The following is a 17,423-nucleotide window of genomic DNA, read 5'->3' on the forward strand; positions in this document are numbered from 1 at the left end:
CACGGTGGCTTTCGTATCGCTCATGCCAGCCGATTCGCCGAACATCGTCTTCGTACTGACTGACCAGCAGCGACTCGACAGTATCGCAGCACTGAGCGACGTCGATGTCGACACACCGAACCTCGACCGCCTCGCGACCGAGGGGGCGGCGTTCACGAACTGCCACGTCACCGCACCATCGTGTGCGCCATCGCGGGCGAGTCTGTTCACCGGACTGTACCCGCATACGACGGGCATCCACCGTAACGGCGACGAATGGCGCCACGGCTGGGTCGAGCAGCTCTCGGAGGCGGGCTACCACTGCGTCAACGTCGGGAAGATGCACACACAGCCCTACGAGACGCCGATGGGCTTCGACGAGCGCTACGTCGTCGAGAACAAAGACCGCTATCTCTCCGACCGCTATTACTTCGATGAGTGGGATAAGGGGCTCCGGGCACGTGGCCTAGTCAAACAACAGCGCGAACAGTACCGTGAGCGCGAGGATTACGACGAACGCCTCGGTGCATTCCGGTGGGAGCTTCCAGCAGAGACACAGTCGGACAACTTCGTCGGCGAGTTCGCCCGCTGGTGGGTCGATACGAAGCCCGAACCTGACGGCCCGTTGTTCTTGCAGGTGGGCTTTCCCGGACCACATCCACCATATGACCCAACGCCAGCGTACGCCGCCGAGTATCTCGACCGGTCGTTTACTATCCCACCAGTAACCGACGACGACCTGGATGGTCAGCCACCACCGCTTCACGACCTTCGTGAACACCACGCTGACGTCGACCACGACTCGGTGGTCCATCGACTCGACCCGACCGACGAGCAGCGCCACCGCCAGCGAGCGTTCTACTACGCCAACGTCGCGATGATCGACCAGCAGGTGGGTCACCTATTCGACGCGCTGGAGGAGAACGGCTACCTGGAAGACTGTATCATCGTGTTCGCCTCTGATCACGGTGACATGCTGGGCGACCACGGTCACAGCCAGAAGTGGACGATGTACGATGAGTCCGTCCGCGTCCCGGCGATTGTCTGGGCATCAGATGACAGCGTTGTCCCCGGTGAGCGCGAAGGCCTCTGTCAGCTGTTCGACCTTGGGCCAACAGTACTCGAACTGGCTGGACTCGAGCCACCGGAGTGGATGCAGGCGACCTCACTCGTCCCAGCACTTACCGATGCCTCCTGGACGGGTCGTGATGTTGTGTTCGCCGAACAGGCTGGCGATGGCATCCTTGAGACGCCATACATGACGATGGTGTTCGACGGCCAGTGGAAACTGGTCCACTTCCTCGATGAACCGTTCGGCCAACTGTTCGATACGGTGGCCGACCCAGACGAAACGACCAATCGCTGGGACGACCCAGACGCGATGGCAGCAAAACGCCGACTGCTCGGGGAATTTCGTGACTGGCGGATTCGCAGTCAACTCCAAGCCGAAGAGTGGGCGACAGCGCACCGGTGAACTGCCCCTGCCTTCTCGCCGCCTTCGGCGGCTGGTCGTGAACGGGTCGACTACTGACAATTCATCGCGACCGCCCTACGTTGAATAGCAATTTTGGGAAAGTTCTACAGCGATACCAGGGGGAACAATTAAGCACTCTGTGTCTGACTGACAACCCGCATGGCAGAGCCAACGGGTTCGCCCTCAATAGGGGCGGGTACGGACAGACGAACGTTTATGAAGGGTATCGGCCTCCTCGGAGCGGCCAGTGTGGCCGGACGCGTCGGGCAGGCAGCGGTCTCCCCCGGCGACGGAGGACGGGTCTCGGTCAGTGTCGACGCGAGTCGGGGGTCGATGAGCGAGTGGACCATCGACGAGCGCATCTTCGGGAAGTTCATCGAGCACAACGGCCGGGATGCGTATCCCGGTATTTACTCCGATCACCTCTCGAACGGCTCGTTCGAAGTGTGGAACACGAGCGGGGGGCGTGACTCGGTCATCTTCCGCGATACACAGGAATACGACGGCATCGCATACCCCTGGGAGCCACTCGATGACGATGCGGTCGGCTTCGAGAGCGACTTCACGCAGGTTGAAGGCGGCGTTCATGGACGGACGGCTGAACCTGACATCGCCTCTGGTGAGGAGATTGGCAGCGGCAACATGCCCCAGCCACAGGGCGTCGAAACCCCCCGCTATCAGCGAGTCGAGGTCGACGATCACAATGGCATCACTCAGCGAACGGCGTTGCCCGACCACCGGACGCTTGAGTACGTCGCGAAGTTCACCGTTCGTGGTGAGTGTCCTGACGACGGATTCACAGTCCGACTTGATGACCCCGATGGGACGGTACTCGCCGAAGAGACCGTCTCCGTGACGACGGAATGGGAGCGCCACGAGGTTCGACTCGAACTCGACCGGGCGTCGAGCGAACGGTATGACTCCTGTCCGCTCTGTACTGGCGGTGAGGGTACCGTCGACACCCCGTTCGGCGAATACAGTCTCACCTTCGTCGCCGAGGGGGCGAACTACATCGACCTCGACTTCGTGATGCTCCAGTCGGGGGATGCCGTCGCCGGGAAGTTCAACCCGACAACGATCGACCTGCTCAAAGAATTCAACGTCACGACCATCCGATGGCCGGGCGGGAACTTCGCCAGCCAGTATCACTGGCGTGATGGCATCGGCCCGCTCGAAGACCGGCCTGTCGTCCCGAACCTCAACTGGGGTGGGCTCGAACGCAACTACCTCGGGACGAACGAGTTCTTGGAGTTCTGTGAGCTGGCGGAAATCGAGCCGCTGTTCACCGTGGGGTCGTGGGTCCATATCGGCGCAGAGGAAGCCGCCGAGTGGGTCGAGTACGTCAACGGGTCGACTGACACCGAGATGGGCGCACTCCGGGCAGAACACGGCTATGAAGAGCCCTGGGACGTCACTGCCTGGCAGGTCGGCAACGAGTCATATGGCCCATACCAGATCGGCTATCAGGGGTCGGCCGCGGCGTTCGCCGACCGCTACGTCGAGTACTACGACGCGATGACGGCTGTCGACCCATCGATCGAGGTTGATGCAGCGGGCATAGACCCCTACTACACGGACTTCGACGATGGTGACCACGGCTCGGTCCTTAGTCGCCGGTTTTGCGAACCGCCTCGGTGGAACACCATCCTGATGGACCGAGCGGGTGACGCACTCGAAGGGCTGGATATCCACCGCTACACTCGGGGTATCGTCAATGACGGCGCTCGAGAGAGCTGGCTCGAAGAGAACGGCGAGGACCCGGTCGGCTACAACGAGATACTCGTCAACTACCCAACCGAGTACCAGCACTTGCTAGCCGGTGGCGGGCCGCCAGATGACCCACCGGTCAACTGTGGTGGCTATGAGTACACCTCGGACAACGAGTTCGAAGACCTCTCCGAACGGTCGCTTCTCGACCAGGCCCGCGAATTAGGAATCGAGGACCTGCGTGTCAACGTCGGGGAGTGGAACCTCCAGCCGAACGTCGCCAGCGGGTGGCCACGGGCAGACTACCCAACGATGGCCCATGCGGCGTACATGGCGAGTACACACTTCCGGTTCATGGACTTCGGGAACCTCGTGCAGTTGTCCTATATGCGGGACAACACGCTGTTCTGGCGGCCCTACCCAATCGACTTCCGGCCGGTGAATCCGGGGAACTACGCCCAGCGGACCTACGCTGAACCGCTCGTCGAGTCCAACCGGGAATGGCATCGCCTGCCGACCAACGTCGATAGCCAGACGCTCATCATCCCGGAGACCGGTATCCGAATCTACGAACTCGCAGGCGTTCCGTACGTCGACGCAGTCGCGATGCGAGCGGGCGACGTCGACGGGGAGCAGGCAAATCGCGGCGCCGGTGGCTATGGGAAGAACTCGGTCGTCGTCAACGCGACCAATCGAAACCTCACCGAGACGTACACCGTCTCGTTCGACGTCTCCGGGTGGGTGGGCGAGAAAGGCAACGGGCAGGGGCCAAAGGTCCCTGTCACGTTGCAGGTCGGAACCGATAGCGACCCGTTCGCTCGACAGTCTAACTGGTCGTACGTCCTCGACGAACCACAAGACGGCTTCGAGACCCGTGAGTTCGAGGTCGAACCGACCGAAGACGGGACAGTCGAAGTCGAGATGCCACCGGCATCCATCGCGACGTTACAGTTCCAGGTATCGAAGAGCGGAGGTGAGAACCGATGAGCGACGAGGACCATGAGAGCGCGATAAACCGACCCTCTCGGCGGTCGGTGCTGCTCGGTGGTGCACTCGGAGTCGGTGCACTCACCGCGGGCGGTGCGTCCGGAATCGTCGGCGACGCGCTCGGCGAGACGCGGACGCAGTCGGTGCCCACCGCCCCAGTCGGTGAGGTCGGAATCACCACAGTCACCTCGGAGTGGTCGACGGTCTCGTTCGACCGCGAGTACGACTCGCCAGTCGTCATCGCCCGCCCACTGTCGTATCGTGGTACGGACTTCAACACGTTCGGTGATGACGCCCCCGCACACACGCGAGTGCGGAACGTGAGCGCCCAGAGCGCAGAACTTCGTGTCGAGGAGTGGGAGTACCAAGACGGCACCCACGGCGAGAACGAGGTCTCGTATCTCGTCATCGAACAGGGGAGACACGAACTCCCCGATGGGACGAGCATCCAGGTAGGGACGACCGTCCCCGATCCGGCGTCGCCGTTCTACAAGGCGACCCACGGAACGACGGTTTCGTTCGGCTCGACGTTCTCAGAGCGCCCGGTCGTCCTGAGCGGCGTCCAGACGGCGAACGACGAGACTGCGGTCGTCACCCGACAACGTAACGCGACGGCCAGCAGTGTCGACCTCGCCTTGCAGGTCGAACGTGGGGTCGGCGGTGCCCGACCGGCCGGCGAGCACGGCCAGGAGACGATTGGGTGGGTCGCCATCGCTTCGGGGTCGGGGACGAATGGCGACGCGCCATACGAGGTTGCGAGCGTCGGCGGCGTCTCCCAGCAATGGTCGACTGTGGGCTTCGAGACGACCTTCGACGCACCACCAGCGTTCATCGCCAGCATGGCGACGACAAACGGCGATCAACCGGCCAACCTCCGCTATGCAGACCGCACCGCCGAAAGCGTCCGCGTCTTCTCACACGAAGAGCAATCGGGCGGGTTCGCGGAACTCATCCACGCGGGCGAGCGGGTCGACTACCTGGCGATGCCTCAGGAAGCGTCGCTTATCGCCCTGAACGTCTTCGACGTTGGCGAACCCACCTTGCGTGAGACGACCATCGATGAAGGCGATGAGGCGGTCGTCACCGTCGACGTGACGAACAACGCCGAGAGTGAGGAGACGTTCGTCGCAGTGGTACGCGTCGAGGGGGCGAACATCGACGGCACGTACGAGACATCGACGAGCGTCGACATCGCGGGCGGCGTGACCCAGTCGGTGTCGTTGCCGGTCGAATTCGCAGTAAGCGGGACGTTCGACGTTTCGCTGAACGACATTCCCGTAGGGACCCTCACCGTCGACGAAGTCACTCCCGACTGCTAGGCGTCTCACCACCTGCGGCGGTTTTTCTCGGGGCGTTCCAGTGTCTCCGCGACAACGCTTATGAATCCATCCGTGTGAGTACGGGACATGCCTGACCGGAGCAGACGCCATGACCGGCCAAGCGGTGCGAACCGTCGCGTAGCCACCGACGGGGGGACGACCGACGACGAGACTGTCATCACATTCGCCGACGATGGTGGAGGGTCACCCACTGTCTCGCCCGGTTTGCTCGGGAAGTTCACCGAGATGAACGGCCGGGAGGGCTACCCGGGGCTGTACTCCGAACATCTGGCCAACGGGTCGTTCGAGGAGTGGTACACGTGGCCGAAACGGACGCCAGACGACGACCCACGGTGGTGGCGACGAAGCGAGATTGTCGATCGCGAGGCTGACTCTGTCGCGGGCGTCGCCTACCCATGGCAACCTATCCGGAGCGACGACACACGCGTCACCTTCGAACACGAGGTCGGTGGCGTCCACGGACGTCACGACGACTGCCATCGCGAGGACGTCCACGGACGGCAGTATCGCGAGCCGCCAGGGCGTTATCAACGAGTCACTCTCTGGTCGGGGGCTGCGGGCGTCCGCCAGCGGCTTGCACTCCCGGACCGCCGGACCCCAGAGTATGACCTTTCAGTGAGCGTCCGCGGCACAGGACTGGACGGGACGGTCACTGTCGCACTCACCGGTGCTGACGGCGACGTGAGGAGCGAGACGACGCTCACGTTCGACTCGACGCCAGCGGGTGGGGCAGACGGCAACGGCGAGTGGGAGCGCCATGAGACGACGCTTGAGCTTCCTGAGGCGGGTTCGGCACGGTACGGCGATGATTCCTCTGCGTTCGGAGCATACGACCTTTTGTTCACCGTTGAGGGAAGTGGTCATCTCGACGTTGATTGGGCACGACTCATCGCGAGTGACGCCGTCGATGGCGCATTCAACCCGACGACCGTCGACACCGTCCGGGACCTCTCGATACCCTGTATTCGGTGGCCGGGCGGGAACTTCGTCAGCCAGTATCACTGGCGTGATGGTATCGGCCCGCTCGAAGACCGGCCCGTTCGGGCAGAGCTGCACTGGGGTGGGCTTGAACCGAACTACCTCGGTGTCGCCGAGTTCCTCACGTTCTGTGAGCACGCCGAGACTGAGCCGTATCTCAACGTCGGGTTCAGCCCCGAAATCACACCCGAAGAAGCAGCGGACATGGTCGAGTACGTCAACGGGTCGACTGACACCGAGATGGGCGCACTGCGTGCCGAACACGGCTATGAAGAGCCCTGGGGGGTCGAGACTTGGCAAGTTGGCAACGAGGTCTGGGGAACGTTCCAGATTGGTCATACCGGACCGAGGGAGTACGCCGAACGCTACGTCGAGTACTATGAGGCAATGAAACGCGTCGACCCATCCATTACAGTCTTTGCGGTCGGTGGCGACCCCGGAAACGGCCACTGGGAGGGCACACAGTGGAACGAGACGCTATTCGACATCGCTGGAGACGCCGTTGAGGGCATCGACGTCCATCGCTACGTCCACGGCGAGCACACTGGACAGGAGCCCGTCGAGTTCAACCAGCAGCTTGTCGCATATCCATCTCAGTTCGAGCGACGACTCGCCCAATGTGTCGAGCAAGCCGAGGCAGTGGGCATCGATGACCTCCAACTCACTGTTGGCGAGTGGAACATGGGTGCGGGTGGGCTTTCAGAAGGCCGCCGCGCACGCTATGGAACACAAGCACACGCTGCGTTCTGTGCGGGGATGTACAACGCCTTCCTCAGACAGGGCGTTAAGTACGCCCACATGCGAGATAACGCGTTCAAACACCGGCCGTTCCCGGATGACTTCAGGCCGCCTCACGCTGCGAACAACGCCACCCACCGCCTGTATGCAGAGGTGTTTGATGACGACCGGGCGTGGTCGGTCGTCCCAGTCGACGTAACGGGCCCGACGACCACACTTGACCAGCATCGCCGTGGCGACCCACCAGCCGAGACGATTGCACCGGAGACGGTCCCGCTCGTCGACAGTGCAGCCGTACGGAGCGCCCATGAGGCGGTCATCTTCCTGGTCAATCGCGACCTCAGCGAGTCACGGACGGTCACTGTCGCGCTTGGGGCTCCTGATGAGTCGGTCGATATCACCGTCCAGTCCGCGACTGACCCGCTCGATGACCACACCGATTGGGACGGAACTCACTCGTATGATCTCGAGGACCGGACGACCTCCACTGGCGAGGACGGAACCGTTACCGTGACGCTCGGGCCGGCCGCGGTCGGTCGACTCCGGATACAGGACCGATGACAACGCCGGCTCGCCCCAACGTCGTCCTCGTCACGACCGACCAGCAACGGGCCGATGCGACGGCCCGCGAGGGGTTCGCCCTCGACACGACGCCGTTTCTCGACTCGCTGGCCGCAGACGGCGTCTGGTTCGACCGGGCGTACACAGCAACGCCCGTCTGTGCACCCGCCAGAGTAAGCCTCCTCACCGGCCGGTATCCAAGCGCCACTCGCGTCCGCCGAAACGACGAGACGGGGGCCGCGGTGTTCACCGACGACCTATTCGATGTGTTCCGATCGGCGGGGTACGCGACTGCGATGGTCGGGAAGAATCACTCACATCTCACGCCTGATGCGGTCGACCATTGGTTTGAACTGAGCCACTGGGGGGCAAAAGGCCCTGAGGCACACGCCACTCGGAGCGAGGAGGCGGCCGCATTCGACGAGTGGATCGACGAGTTGGGCTGGAGTCCGAGTCTGGAACCAACGCCGTTCCCAATCGAGTGTCAGGCAGCCGCCCGAGCGGTCGACCACGCCGCGGAGTGGGTTGCGGACGTGAGCGAGCCGTTCTTTTGTTGGCTGTCGATACCCGAGCCACACAACCCCTATCAGGTTCCCGAACCGTACTTCTCACTGTTCGATCCGGCCGACCTGCCGCCAGCGATGTCTCGTGATGTCATTGATGACCGAGGGTTCGAGTGGTCATGGTCACGCCGACTTCTCGAACAGCGCATCGCTGACCGGCATCCATCGCTTGCGCCCGCCGATGCCATCTCACGAATGCGAGCCAACTACTACGGGATGTGCCGGCTCATCGATGATCAACTGCGGGCGTTCGTCGATGGCCTTGAGGAGTCGGGTCATCGCGACGAAACGCTCCTCGTCGTGACCAGCGACCACGGCGACTTCGTCGGCGACGCAGGACTGATGCGAAAGGGTCCCGGGTTGCCCGAGAGCACGACGCGGGTGCCGCTTGTCGTCGCTGGTTCAGACATCAACCGGTCTAAGGGACCCCACCCAGATCACGTCTCTCTTGTAGATGTCTTGCCGACGCTGTGTGAGGCACTCGGTGTCGACAGTCCCCCTGGTGTGCAGGGGCGGTCGTTCTGGCAGTTGGTGACGGGCGACCGAGCGGACAGTTCAGCCAAACCGCCTGAGGAGTTCACGAGCGTCTACGCCGAGGCCGGCGATGGGTCACCCATCGTCGGCTCGGACGGGGTTCCGGACCCCGAGGAGGCGACTCCGAACGAACTCAATCCGGTGACGCTGAGCGGCACGACCCGAATGGTCCGGCAGGGTGACTGGAAGCTCGTCGTCTCGGCCCGCGGTGAGCGACGACTCCTCAACCTCAAAGATGACTCAGCCGAACGCATCAACCACTGGGATGACCCAGCGACCCAACAACACCGGCAAGTACTGACCGACGAACTCCTTGAGTGGCTGCTCGAAGTCTCTGATTCGTGTTCCGGTGTGAATCAGCAGCTTTGAGCGCAGGGACGACTGGAACATAGAGCCACGTCGCCGAGGGGGGCCCGCATGTCATGCGAGATGTCGACACTCCCCGAAAGGACTAAACGAAAACGCGTCCCATCTGTGCTAACATCGCGACAGTTCGCCATTATGAAAGCTAGTACATATCATGGATGGGTGGGACGATGACGGACGACGTCATCCTCAAGGTCCGGGACGCCAGCGTCACGTTCGACATGGAGCGTGGTGAGTCGAAGGTGCTCAACGACGTCTCAGTCGACATCTACCGCGACGAGATTCTCGGCGTCGTCGGCGAGTCAGGGAGCGGGAAATCGATGTTCGCCGAGGCGCTGCTCGATGCCGTCGTCGAGCCGGGGCAGTTGACAGGCGAGGTGACGTACTACCCACGTGATGGTGACCCCATCGACGTGCTCTCACAGACTCCAGAAGAACTCCGAGCATTCCGGTGGGAGGAAATCTCGATGGTGTTCCAGGGGGCGATGAGTTCGTTCAACCCGACGAAGTCGATTCGTGGACACTTCGTCGAGACGATTCGCGCCCACGGCGAAGACAAACAATCCGGGATGGAGCGAGCGCGTGAGCTCCTTTCTGATTTGTATCTCAATGCCGACCGTGTCCTCGATTCCTACCCGCACGAACTCTCTGGGGGGATGAAACAACGGACGCTCATCGCGCTGTCGCTCGTCCTCGACCCCGAAGTGCTCGTGATGGACGAACCGACCGCAGCACTTGACCTCCTCATGCAGCGGTCGATTCTCCGCCTGCTCAACGAGATCCAATCGAAGTACGACCTCACCATCGTCTTCATCACTCACGACCTGCCGCTGGTGGCCGAACTCGCCGACCGACTCGCCGTGATGTACGCCTTCGAGTTCGCCGAAATCGGGACGACAAGTGAAATCCTCAATGGGGCAGCTCACCCTTACACCAGAGCGTTGCTGAACGTGACGCCGAACATCGAAGCACCGGTCGAAGAGATGCAGGTCATCGAAGGGTCCTCACCCGACCCGGTGAACGTCCCTGCGGGCTGTTCGTATCACCCTCGCTGCCCGCTCGCAACGTCGAAATGCCAGCAGTCCGACCCCGAATACTACGACGTCGGCGAGGACCACCAAGCACGCTGTCACCATTGGAAGAAGGCCAGACGGGAGATCGAACTGAGCCAGCGTGAACAAGCGGGGCGGTCGCGATGAGTGGTCGCTCGTCTCCAGTTGTCTCGATGGAGGACACTGAAGTCCACTTCGAGAGCGACTCCGGGATTCTGGACTTCTTTAGCGAAGACGAGACAGTGCAGGCCGTCGACGGCGTCTCGCTCGACATCCACGAAAACGAGGTCATCGCACTCGTCGGTGAGTCCGGCTGTGGAAAAACGACGCTTGGGAAGACCGCCATCGCTGTCCAAGAACCGACCGGTGGCTCGGTTCGCTACCGAGGTCACGACGTCTGGGAGGCGAAGGCGGGCAACGGCGAGATGCCGTGGAAGCGAATCCGCCGGGCGCTCCAAATCATCCACCAAGATCCTGGGTCGTCGCTGAACCCCAACCGGACCGTCATCAACAGCCTCGACTTGCCGCTTCGAAACTATGACTCGTCGCTCTCGTATGAGGACCGCCGTGCCCGCATCCTCGGCATGATCGAGCGGGTCGGGATGACACCCCCACAGGACTACGCCGAGCGCTATCCCCACCAGCTCTCTGGGGGCGAGAAACAGCGCGTCGCACTCATCCGTGCGTTATTGATGGAACCAGATCTCATCCTCGCTGATGAGGCCATCAGCGCACTCGACGTGTCGTTGCGTGTCGAAATGATGGACCTCATGCTCGAGCTCCAAAAGCAGTTCAACACCGCCTTCCTGTTCGTCAGCCACGACCTCTCGAACGCGCGGTACATCACGGAGAAGGCAGGCGGACGAATCGGTGTGATGTATCTCGGTCGCCTGGTCGAAATCGGTACGCCTGAGCAGATCATCACCGACCCACAACACCCCTACACCAAGGCGTTGCGGTGGGCGACGCCCAAACTGTATGAGGATAAGGACAGCGAGGAGATGCCCATCCGTTCTATCGACATCCCCGACCCCGTCAATCCGCCGTCGGGCTGTCGTTACCACACGCGGTGTCCGAACGCCCGAGAGGTATGTACACAGGTTGATCCCGATACGATGTCTGTCGACGGCTACAGCGGACAGCGTGCGGCATGCTTCCGTGTCGACGACCACCACGAGTACTGGGATAGCCCATCGATCGTTGAGGATGACTCCCTCATCAGCGACGAAGACGACAATCCAGAACTCCAGAACTGACCGCAGTTCCGGTAGTACTTTTCTCTCGCTCACCGACCGACGTGAGTAGATGCGCTACACCACACTTCCCACAATCACACTCGCCCGGAGGACAGCTCCTTGGCCACCGGAGTTGTCTGGAGCTGTGGTGGAAGACAGATTCCACCAGGGGAGCCGCCGATGAACGAGGAGTTCTGGGACACCGTTTGTGGGCTGGCAGACATCTGGCGTCCGCTCGCAATCCTTGCATTCGTCATCGGGCTTCTTTCACTGGCGACACTACCATTTCTCGACCGCTCAAGCGGTACGTTCGTCGCCGCGATCCTCACTATCGTCATGGCTGTGGTGACGCTGGCACTGTTCGGCATGATTCGATACCAGTGCCAGCGCCGATAGCGAACGTACCGGTGTAGCCCGACAGAAACGCTATCGAAAGAACGACCGTCGAGAGAAAACCAGTTTCGTCGACCTGCTCAGTCGTTGACTTCGTCGGGCTGTGCGTGACGCGCCCGCAGTCGTGGGTTGAAGATGCGGTCGGCGGCCTGCCCAAGCATGATGAGGCCGAACGACAGCCAAATGATGGCAATCATCGGGAAGATGAGCCAGTGGGCAGTCTCCCACGTGTAGAGCGCGCCGGTTGAACTGTACGCTCGGTTCATCATGACCCCCCAATTCAGGAAATCAGGCTCGGGGAGGATGAACAGGAAGTACAGCGCCACGGAGCCGAAGATGACCCCACGTGACGCGTTGACGAAGTTGATGGTGATGAACGGCATCAGGTTTGGAACCAGCTCACGGCGGATGACAGTGGGCGTTGAGAGGCCGTTGATACGCGAGGCTTCGACGAACGACTGCTCACGTAGGCTCAGCACCTCCGAGCGAATCGCACGGGCGAGCCCTGCCCACCGCGGAATGCTGATTAGGATACCAACGACAAACGGATTGGTCGGTTGGACGATGACCCCGAGAACGATGATGAGCGGCAGCCCAGGAATGGCGATGACGGAGTCTGTAATCAACATCAACAGCCCGTCAGTGCGGCCACCCTTGTACCCTGACAGCGTTCCGACAGCGGTGGCGATAATGATGGTGAACACCGCACCGCCAGCGATCATCTTCAACATCGCGGGCGTGGCATGAACGATGAGGCCGAACAGGTCCGCACCGTAGCGGTTCGTCCCGAGGATGTGTTCGGTGCTCTCGAACGCACCCATGAGGATAGTCGAACTGTTCTCCGGGTAAGGGATGAGCCAGACGCCAATGGTCCCCGCGAGGACGTAGGTGAGCAACGTTGCCAGCCCGAAGGCACCGCGTGGGTCCGTGATGAGGATACGCAATGGAGCGACGACGTTCGATTTAAACAGTCGTCGATATCGGTCTGAACGCGTCGCCTCGATGTCGGCGACCGTGTTGAACGGTGACGTCGAGTTGACGTCACGCTCTGGTGAACTCATCGTGCACCTCCAGCCGAGATACGCGGGTCAAGCTTCCCGTAGGTGAGGTCAGCGATGAGAATCGCCAACACAACAGCGATCGTGATGACGAGGAACGACCCCATCATCAGCGGGTAATCGCGCGTCCCGATAGATTCGAAGAGAAGCAATCCAACTCCTCGGTAGGCAAATATCTGTTCGAGAATGACCGCTCCACCGAACAGGAAGCCAATGGCGATCATGAAGTTGGTGTACATCGGGAGGATAGCGTTACGGCCGACGTAGTGCAGGGCGATTCGTCGCGAGGAGAGTCCCCGAAGCTCGGCGACACGGATGTAGTCTTCACCCATGACGCGGACGCTGTTTCCACGCATGCCCAGTGCCCGGCCACCGGCTCCGGTGACGACGATTGATAACACCGGCAACGCCGCGTGGTAGAAGATGTCGACGATGAAGTCGATGTTGAACCCCGGAGTCACTGAATAACTGTGGTGGCCACTGGTCGGGAACCAGCCGTACTGGTAGGCCAGGATGTACACCGCCAGGATGCCCACGATGTAGTACGGGATGGAGTTGAAGAGACTCAACGTCGTACTGAGCCCCATGTCGAACCGCGAACCTTCCGTGTAGGCCATCAGAGCGCCGAAGGTAATCCCCAACGAGAACGACAGCAAGATCGCCGTCATCATGACGAACAGCGTCCAGGGCAGTGCCTCTGCGATGAGGTCGATTACGGGTTCGTTATGCCACACAGACTGGCCGAGGTCGGCCTGCAGGGTTGAGGCCATATACTCGATGTACTGCTCGTGAAGTGGCTTGTCCGGGTTGATGTTGACGTACGTCTGGACGAGTGAATCGAGTCGTTCGCGCTCTTGGGCCGAAAGCGTGCCCGACCCGATGAGTTGTGCACGGATGTAATCCGCCGGGCCGCCCGGCAACTGCCGAATGAGGACGAACGTGAAGCTGATGACGAGATAGATGGTGAAGAGAGCCTGCAACACTCGCTTCGTAACCCATTGCCAGTTCATCGACGCCCCCCAGTCGGCGTTCGTGCTGTGTCCCAATGAGGGATACCGGTCCGACCGCTCTCCGGCTGGACCGGGGTGTGAGCACCTACCATAGAACGTCGGTTTGTCTCAATGGTATATACATCTTGCCGTGACGTCTGCGTGTCGTGGTTTTCTCGTCGGACAGCAGCCACTCAGGATGGTGAAAAACGGAGTTCGAGTGGCGGTTATTTCGGCTTGCCCTGAATCAATGCTTGGTCGGAATCGCCGTCAGTCTCGCGCAGGAGTTGCTGGTACGGCGACCGGATGAACATGATGTCGTCGTCGACAGACGGTATCTGCCACGCGTCGGTCGAGACGTACGTCGGGTATGCCGACTCAGTCAGCGGGTTGTCCGGAAGCTCCTGGTTGAAGTACCAACTGTACTTCTTGGCCGCCTCCGAAAGCGCCTGCTCGTCAGTCGCCGTCGTGATATCCTGGACGATTTGCGTGAGGTCCATCTCCTGAGGCTGGCCGTCGGGTTTGCCAACGGGCGGAAGTTCGACCGTTTCACGGGGTGGGTTGCCGAATGCGCTTCGCGTCGACTGAAGCGTCGTGTTCGCGAAGAAATACGGGTGGGGGCCGCCACCGAGGTTGTTGAACGTGAGGTCGAAGTTACCCTTCTGACGGCGACTAATCCACTGTGGCGCGGCCAGAATGACCTTCTCGAACTCGATGCCGAAGTCGGGAAGCACCTGCCCCAGCGTCTCGGCAAAGCCAATCGAACCGGGGAACGACGGACCCATCCACTGCAGCTTGACCTTGTTGCCGTCTTCGGTCATCCACTGCCCGCCGTCTTTCGAGAAGCCTGCCTCTCGGAACTTCTCGGCTGCCTTCTCGGGTTTCGACTCGACGCCGTAGTTCGTCAGCTTGCCCAGGAAGCCATCATCAAGCACCTGGTCGGCGATGCTCTTCGTATAGCCCGTAACCCGGTCGAGCGTTTCGTGTCGTGGGTTGATGTTCTGGTCAACCAGCTTCCGGTCGATGAGGAACGCGAAGGCCTGGCGCGCCTCCCGCTTGCCCCAAATCGGGCTATCGTACTGCCACATCGGCGAGTAGATGCTGAACGCCGGGAGCGTCAGCTGCTTGAGGTGACTTGGGAATTCGTTTTGGATGTCCGATGGAGCGGCGAAGATACCAGCACCGTCGAGTTTATCCGAGGTCGCCAGCTGCCAGATTTGCTGGTCTGAGGTGGTGTGGCGAAGCTCGTAGTTCGGGATGTTGGTCTTATACGGGAAGTTCTCGTTTCGCTCGAGCATGAACCGTCCCGAACCGGCCTGTCCGACCTTATACGGGCCGTTCGACACCGGATCGTTCGAGTCTTTCGCGTACGTCCACGTCTGGAAATCCTTCTTGACCTGTTCTCGCCCGCTCTTACCGCCTGCGTCCTCGAACTTGGTGAGCCAGTTGTCGTACTCACTCCCACGCTTGACAACGATGAACCGATTGACGATCTCGTGAAGGACGCCGATGTCGTAGCTGTCTTTCAGCGTGAGTTCGATGGTCTGGTCGTCAGGTGCGTTGACCTCGTCGATGAACGACCAAATCGGATAGTCAATATACTGCTCAAGGGTGAGCTGTTTCTCAATGTCCGTCGCCGTGACGGACTTCCCATCTCTCCACTTGTAATCGGAGTTGACCGTGAACGACGCCGATTTGCCGTCACTCGAGAGCTCTTGTCCGATACGGTCGTGCCATTCACCCGTCTTCCCGTTGTAGCGCCACAGCTGATTGTGGATGAGGTTGTTGAGTGCCCCAGCGTACTTCGCCGGGTTGTAGAAGTTGTAGTGGGAGTTACCGGGGTCTGCATTACTGAACGTAGTGAACGCCTCGTCTACGATTGGACCGCTGGTCCCACCCCCGCCGCCACCGCCGCCACCGCCGTTTCCATCGCCGTTTCCAGTGCCATCACCGTTGGATTCGTTGGAATCACCGGGGTTGGAATCTTCTGAACACCCAGCGAGCCCGACGGCAACGGTCGTTGCACCACTAGCTAAGAGTCTCCGACGTGAGATGATATCACGACGCGCAGACTCCCCAGTCTCCTTACGGGGCATGACCACACATGCCATGTTGAGAATAATTAAGCTTACGATGATTACGATTGGTTTGGTACCATCACCCAGCGGGTCCAAGACGTCACTTATCACCTTCCACTCGCAATCGATGGTCATGACCGGGTCACCCGATGGTGATGATGTAATCTCACGCCTTCGCGACAACCCAGGAGACGCCGACGCATCGGCAGTCGAGCTCGGCATCGACGCTCTGGACGGGGGAGCGATGAAGAAACAACGGGAGGCCGCAACCGGGGTGGCCGCCGTCGCGGAGGTCAACCCTGACCACGTCGTCCCATTCGTAGATCGCCTGCAGCAGACTGCGAGTGAGGACGCCGTCGTCGAGTCGATGGTAACGAGCGCGCTTGCCGATGTTGCAGCGGCCCACCCCGATCAGGTGCGTACGGCTGTTCCATACCTCATCGGTCGAGTCGAGGGGGGTGACCCGATGGTTCGACGCAATGCTCTTCGAGCGCTCGCCCGCGTCGCTTCGCACGCCCCTACTAGCGTGACGCCAGCACGGCAGGCCACGCTCGATGCGCTGTGTGATGCTGCCGAACACGACGATGAGACCCGTGCCCATGCAGCGGTCGTCCTCCGCCAGCTCTCGGAGGTGGTGCCAGAACAGCTTGTCGAGGACACAGACCGCCTGCTTGGCGTTCTACGCGCGACGAGCGCCACCGAGCAGCCACACCTCTCCAATGGCCCAGATGCCGATGAGGAACTCGAACGCGAACGCCAGGACGTCCTCGTTCACCACGCCTCGACTGGGACCGCGCTTGCGTCGACGCTCGTCATCCTCGCCACCGAAGTGCCAGCACGACTCACCACCTCCAGTGATACCATCGCCGCTGCGCTCAGCAACGCAGACGCCGGGGTCGGTGCCCACATCGCCGAGTCGCTCGCCATCCTCGGAGCAGAGGACCCTACTGCCCTCTGCGGGCAAGCAGAGACGCTTGCGGCTGTGCTCGATGACGAGCGGACCCGACCACACGCTGCGACTGCCCTGGCGTATCTCGCCGAGGACAACCCTGAGGCTGTCGCGGATGCCGTTGTGCCACATATCGACTCGCTGCTCGCGGCAGTGCCAAGAGCGGACTCCGAGGAGCGACGGGCGATGGTTGGATTGCTCGCGTACGTTGCTGAAGAACGGCCATCAGCGGTTCGACCCGGCCGTGATACTGTTGTTGACCTACTGGGAGATGACGACGCAGGGGTTCGCGGACAGGCGCTGTGGACGCTACGGTTCATCGGTGTCGACTCCCTGGAGCCACTTCGGACGATTGAGTCCGAGGACCCCGTTTCCGAACTCCGGATACTCGCCGGTGATGTCCGTGATTCGCTCGCCGACGGGTAATCACCCCATCGTATCC

The 17,423-nt window shown here is 61.3% G+C and carries 12 protein-coding genes; 9 read left to right on the forward strand and 3 right to left on the reverse strand.

Annotated elements, in window-relative coordinates:
• The first annotated feature begins 22 nt into the window (after positions 1-22).
• The 8 genes from M1L36_RS01270 (at position 23) to M1L36_RS01305 (ending at position 11,910) form a co-directional block, all read left to right on the forward strand.
• On the forward strand, positions 23-1,453 hold the full coding sequence (locus M1L36_RS01270) for a sulfatase family protein (protein ID WP_250871890.1): 1,431 nt from the start codon (positions 23-25) through the stop codon (positions 1,451-1,453).
• Between the two features lie 249 nt (positions 1,454-1,702).
• A complete protein-coding gene (locus M1L36_RS01275) occupies positions 1,703-4,147 on the forward strand; it encodes an alpha-L-arabinofuranosidase family protein (protein ID WP_250871891.1) in 2,445 nt (814 codons plus the stop codon).
• Entirely contained in the window at positions 4,144-5,466 is a 1,323-nt protein-coding gene (locus tag M1L36_RS01280) for a hypothetical protein (protein WP_250871892.1), read from the forward strand. Before M1L36_RS01275 ends, M1L36_RS01280 begins: the two co-directional genes overlap by 4 nt.
• An 87-nt stretch (positions 5,467-5,553) precedes the next feature.
• Positions 5,554-7,764, forward strand: coding sequence for an alpha-L-arabinofuranosidase family protein (locus M1L36_RS01285; RefSeq protein WP_250871893.1), 2,211 nt, complete (start codon positions 5,554-5,556; stop codon positions 7,762-7,764).
• Positions 7,761-9,230: a sulfatase family protein gene (locus M1L36_RS01290; RefSeq protein ID WP_250871894.1), complete on the forward strand. Its 1,470-nt coding sequence runs from the start codon at positions 7,761-7,763 to the stop codon at positions 9,228-9,230. Before M1L36_RS01285 ends, M1L36_RS01290 begins: the two co-directional genes overlap by 4 nt.
• Before the next feature lie 167 nt (positions 9,231-9,397).
• A complete protein-coding gene (locus M1L36_RS01295; protein WP_250871895.1) occupies positions 9,398-10,426 on the forward strand; it encodes an ABC transporter ATP-binding protein in 1,029 nt (342 codons plus the stop codon).
• Positions 10,427-10,452: 26 nt separating this feature from the next.
• Positions 10,453-11,535 carry an ABC transporter ATP-binding protein gene (locus tag M1L36_RS01300; RefSeq protein WP_250871896.1) on the forward strand — a complete coding sequence of 361 codons (1,083 nt, stop codon included), beginning with the start codon at positions 10,453-10,455 and terminating at the stop codon, positions 11,533-11,535.
• Positions 11,536-11,694: 159 nt separating this feature from the next.
• On the forward strand, positions 11,695-11,910 hold the full coding sequence (locus M1L36_RS01305) for a hypothetical protein (protein ID WP_250871897.1): 216 nt from the start codon (positions 11,695-11,697) through the stop codon (positions 11,908-11,910).
• 77 nt (positions 11,911-11,987) lie between these two features.
• Here M1L36_RS01305 and M1L36_RS01310 read toward each other — a convergent pair whose 3' ends face one another.
• The 3 genes from M1L36_RS01310 to M1L36_RS01320 form a co-directional block, all read right to left on the reverse strand.
• Complete coding sequence (locus M1L36_RS01310; protein WP_250871898.1) at positions 11,988-12,968, reverse strand: ABC transporter permease; 981 nt, start codon at positions 12,966-12,968, stop codon at positions 11,988-11,990.
• Positions 12,965-13,975, reverse strand: a complete 1,011-nt coding sequence (locus M1L36_RS01315) for an ABC transporter permease (protein WP_250871899.1) — start codon at positions 13,973-13,975, stop codon at positions 12,965-12,967. The genes M1L36_RS01310 and M1L36_RS01315 overlap by 4 nt, the downstream gene beginning before the upstream one ends.
• A 206-nt stretch (positions 13,976-14,181) precedes the next feature.
• A complete protein-coding gene (locus M1L36_RS01320) occupies positions 14,182-16,167 on the reverse strand; it encodes an ABC transporter substrate-binding protein (protein WP_250871900.1) in 1,986 nt (661 codons plus the stop codon).
• On the opposite strand from M1L36_RS01320, the gene M1L36_RS01325 reads away from it, so the two are divergent.
• Complete coding sequence (locus M1L36_RS01325; protein ID WP_250871901.1) at positions 16,166-17,407, forward strand: HEAT repeat domain-containing protein; 1,242 nt, start codon at positions 16,166-16,168, stop codon at positions 17,405-17,407. The two genes, M1L36_RS01320 and M1L36_RS01325, sit on opposite strands and share 2 nt — an antisense overlap.
• The last annotated feature ends 16 nt before the right edge of the window (positions 17,408-17,423 follow it).

This window comes from Halomarina rubra (assembly GCF_023699475.1).
GTDB classification, from domain to species: domain Archaea; phylum Halobacteriota; class Halobacteria; order Halobacteriales; family Haloarculaceae; genus Halomarina; species Halomarina rubra.

What these genes read in the sequence shown, in the direction of transcription:
- M1L36_RS01320 (WP_250871900.1), bottom strand. Translation starts at nt 16,167, where the DNA reads ATGACCATCGATTGCGAGTGGAAGGTGATAAGTGACGTCTTGGACCCG.
- M1L36_RS01325 (WP_250871901.1), top strand. Translation starts at nt 16,166, where the DNA reads ATGACCGGGTCACCCGATGGTGATGATGTAATCTCACGCCTTCGCGAC.
- M1L36_RS01280 (WP_250871892.1), top strand. Translation starts at nt 4,144, where the DNA reads ATGAGCGACGAGGACCATGAGAGCGCGATAAACCGACCCTCTCGGCGG.
- M1L36_RS01300 (WP_250871896.1), top strand. Translation starts at nt 10,453, where the DNA reads ATGGAGGACACTGAAGTCCACTTCGAGAGCGACTCCGGGATTCTGGAC.
- M1L36_RS01305 (WP_250871897.1), top strand. Translation starts at nt 11,695, where the DNA reads ATGAACGAGGAGTTCTGGGACACCGTTTGTGGGCTGGCAGACATCTGG.
- M1L36_RS01315 (WP_250871899.1), bottom strand. Translation starts at nt 13,975, where the DNA reads ATGAACTGGCAATGGGTTACGAAGCGAGTGTTGCAGGCTCTCTTCACC.
- M1L36_RS01295 (WP_250871895.1), top strand. Translation starts at nt 9,398, where the DNA reads ATGACGGACGACGTCATCCTCAAGGTCCGGGACGCCAGCGTCACGTTC.
- M1L36_RS01270 (WP_250871890.1), top strand. Translation starts at nt 23, where the DNA reads ATGCCAGCCGATTCGCCGAACATCGTCTTCGTACTGACTGACCAGCAG.
- M1L36_RS01290 (WP_250871894.1), top strand. Translation starts at nt 7,761, where the DNA reads ATGACAACGCCGGCTCGCCCCAACGTCGTCCTCGTCACGACCGACCAG.
- M1L36_RS01285 (WP_250871893.1), top strand. Translation starts at nt 5,554, where the DNA reads ATGCCTGACCGGAGCAGACGCCATGACCGGCCAAGCGGTGCGAACCGT.
- M1L36_RS01310 (WP_250871898.1), bottom strand. Translation starts at nt 12,968, where the DNA reads ATGAGTTCACCAGAGCGTGACGTCAACTCGACGTCACCGTTCAACACG.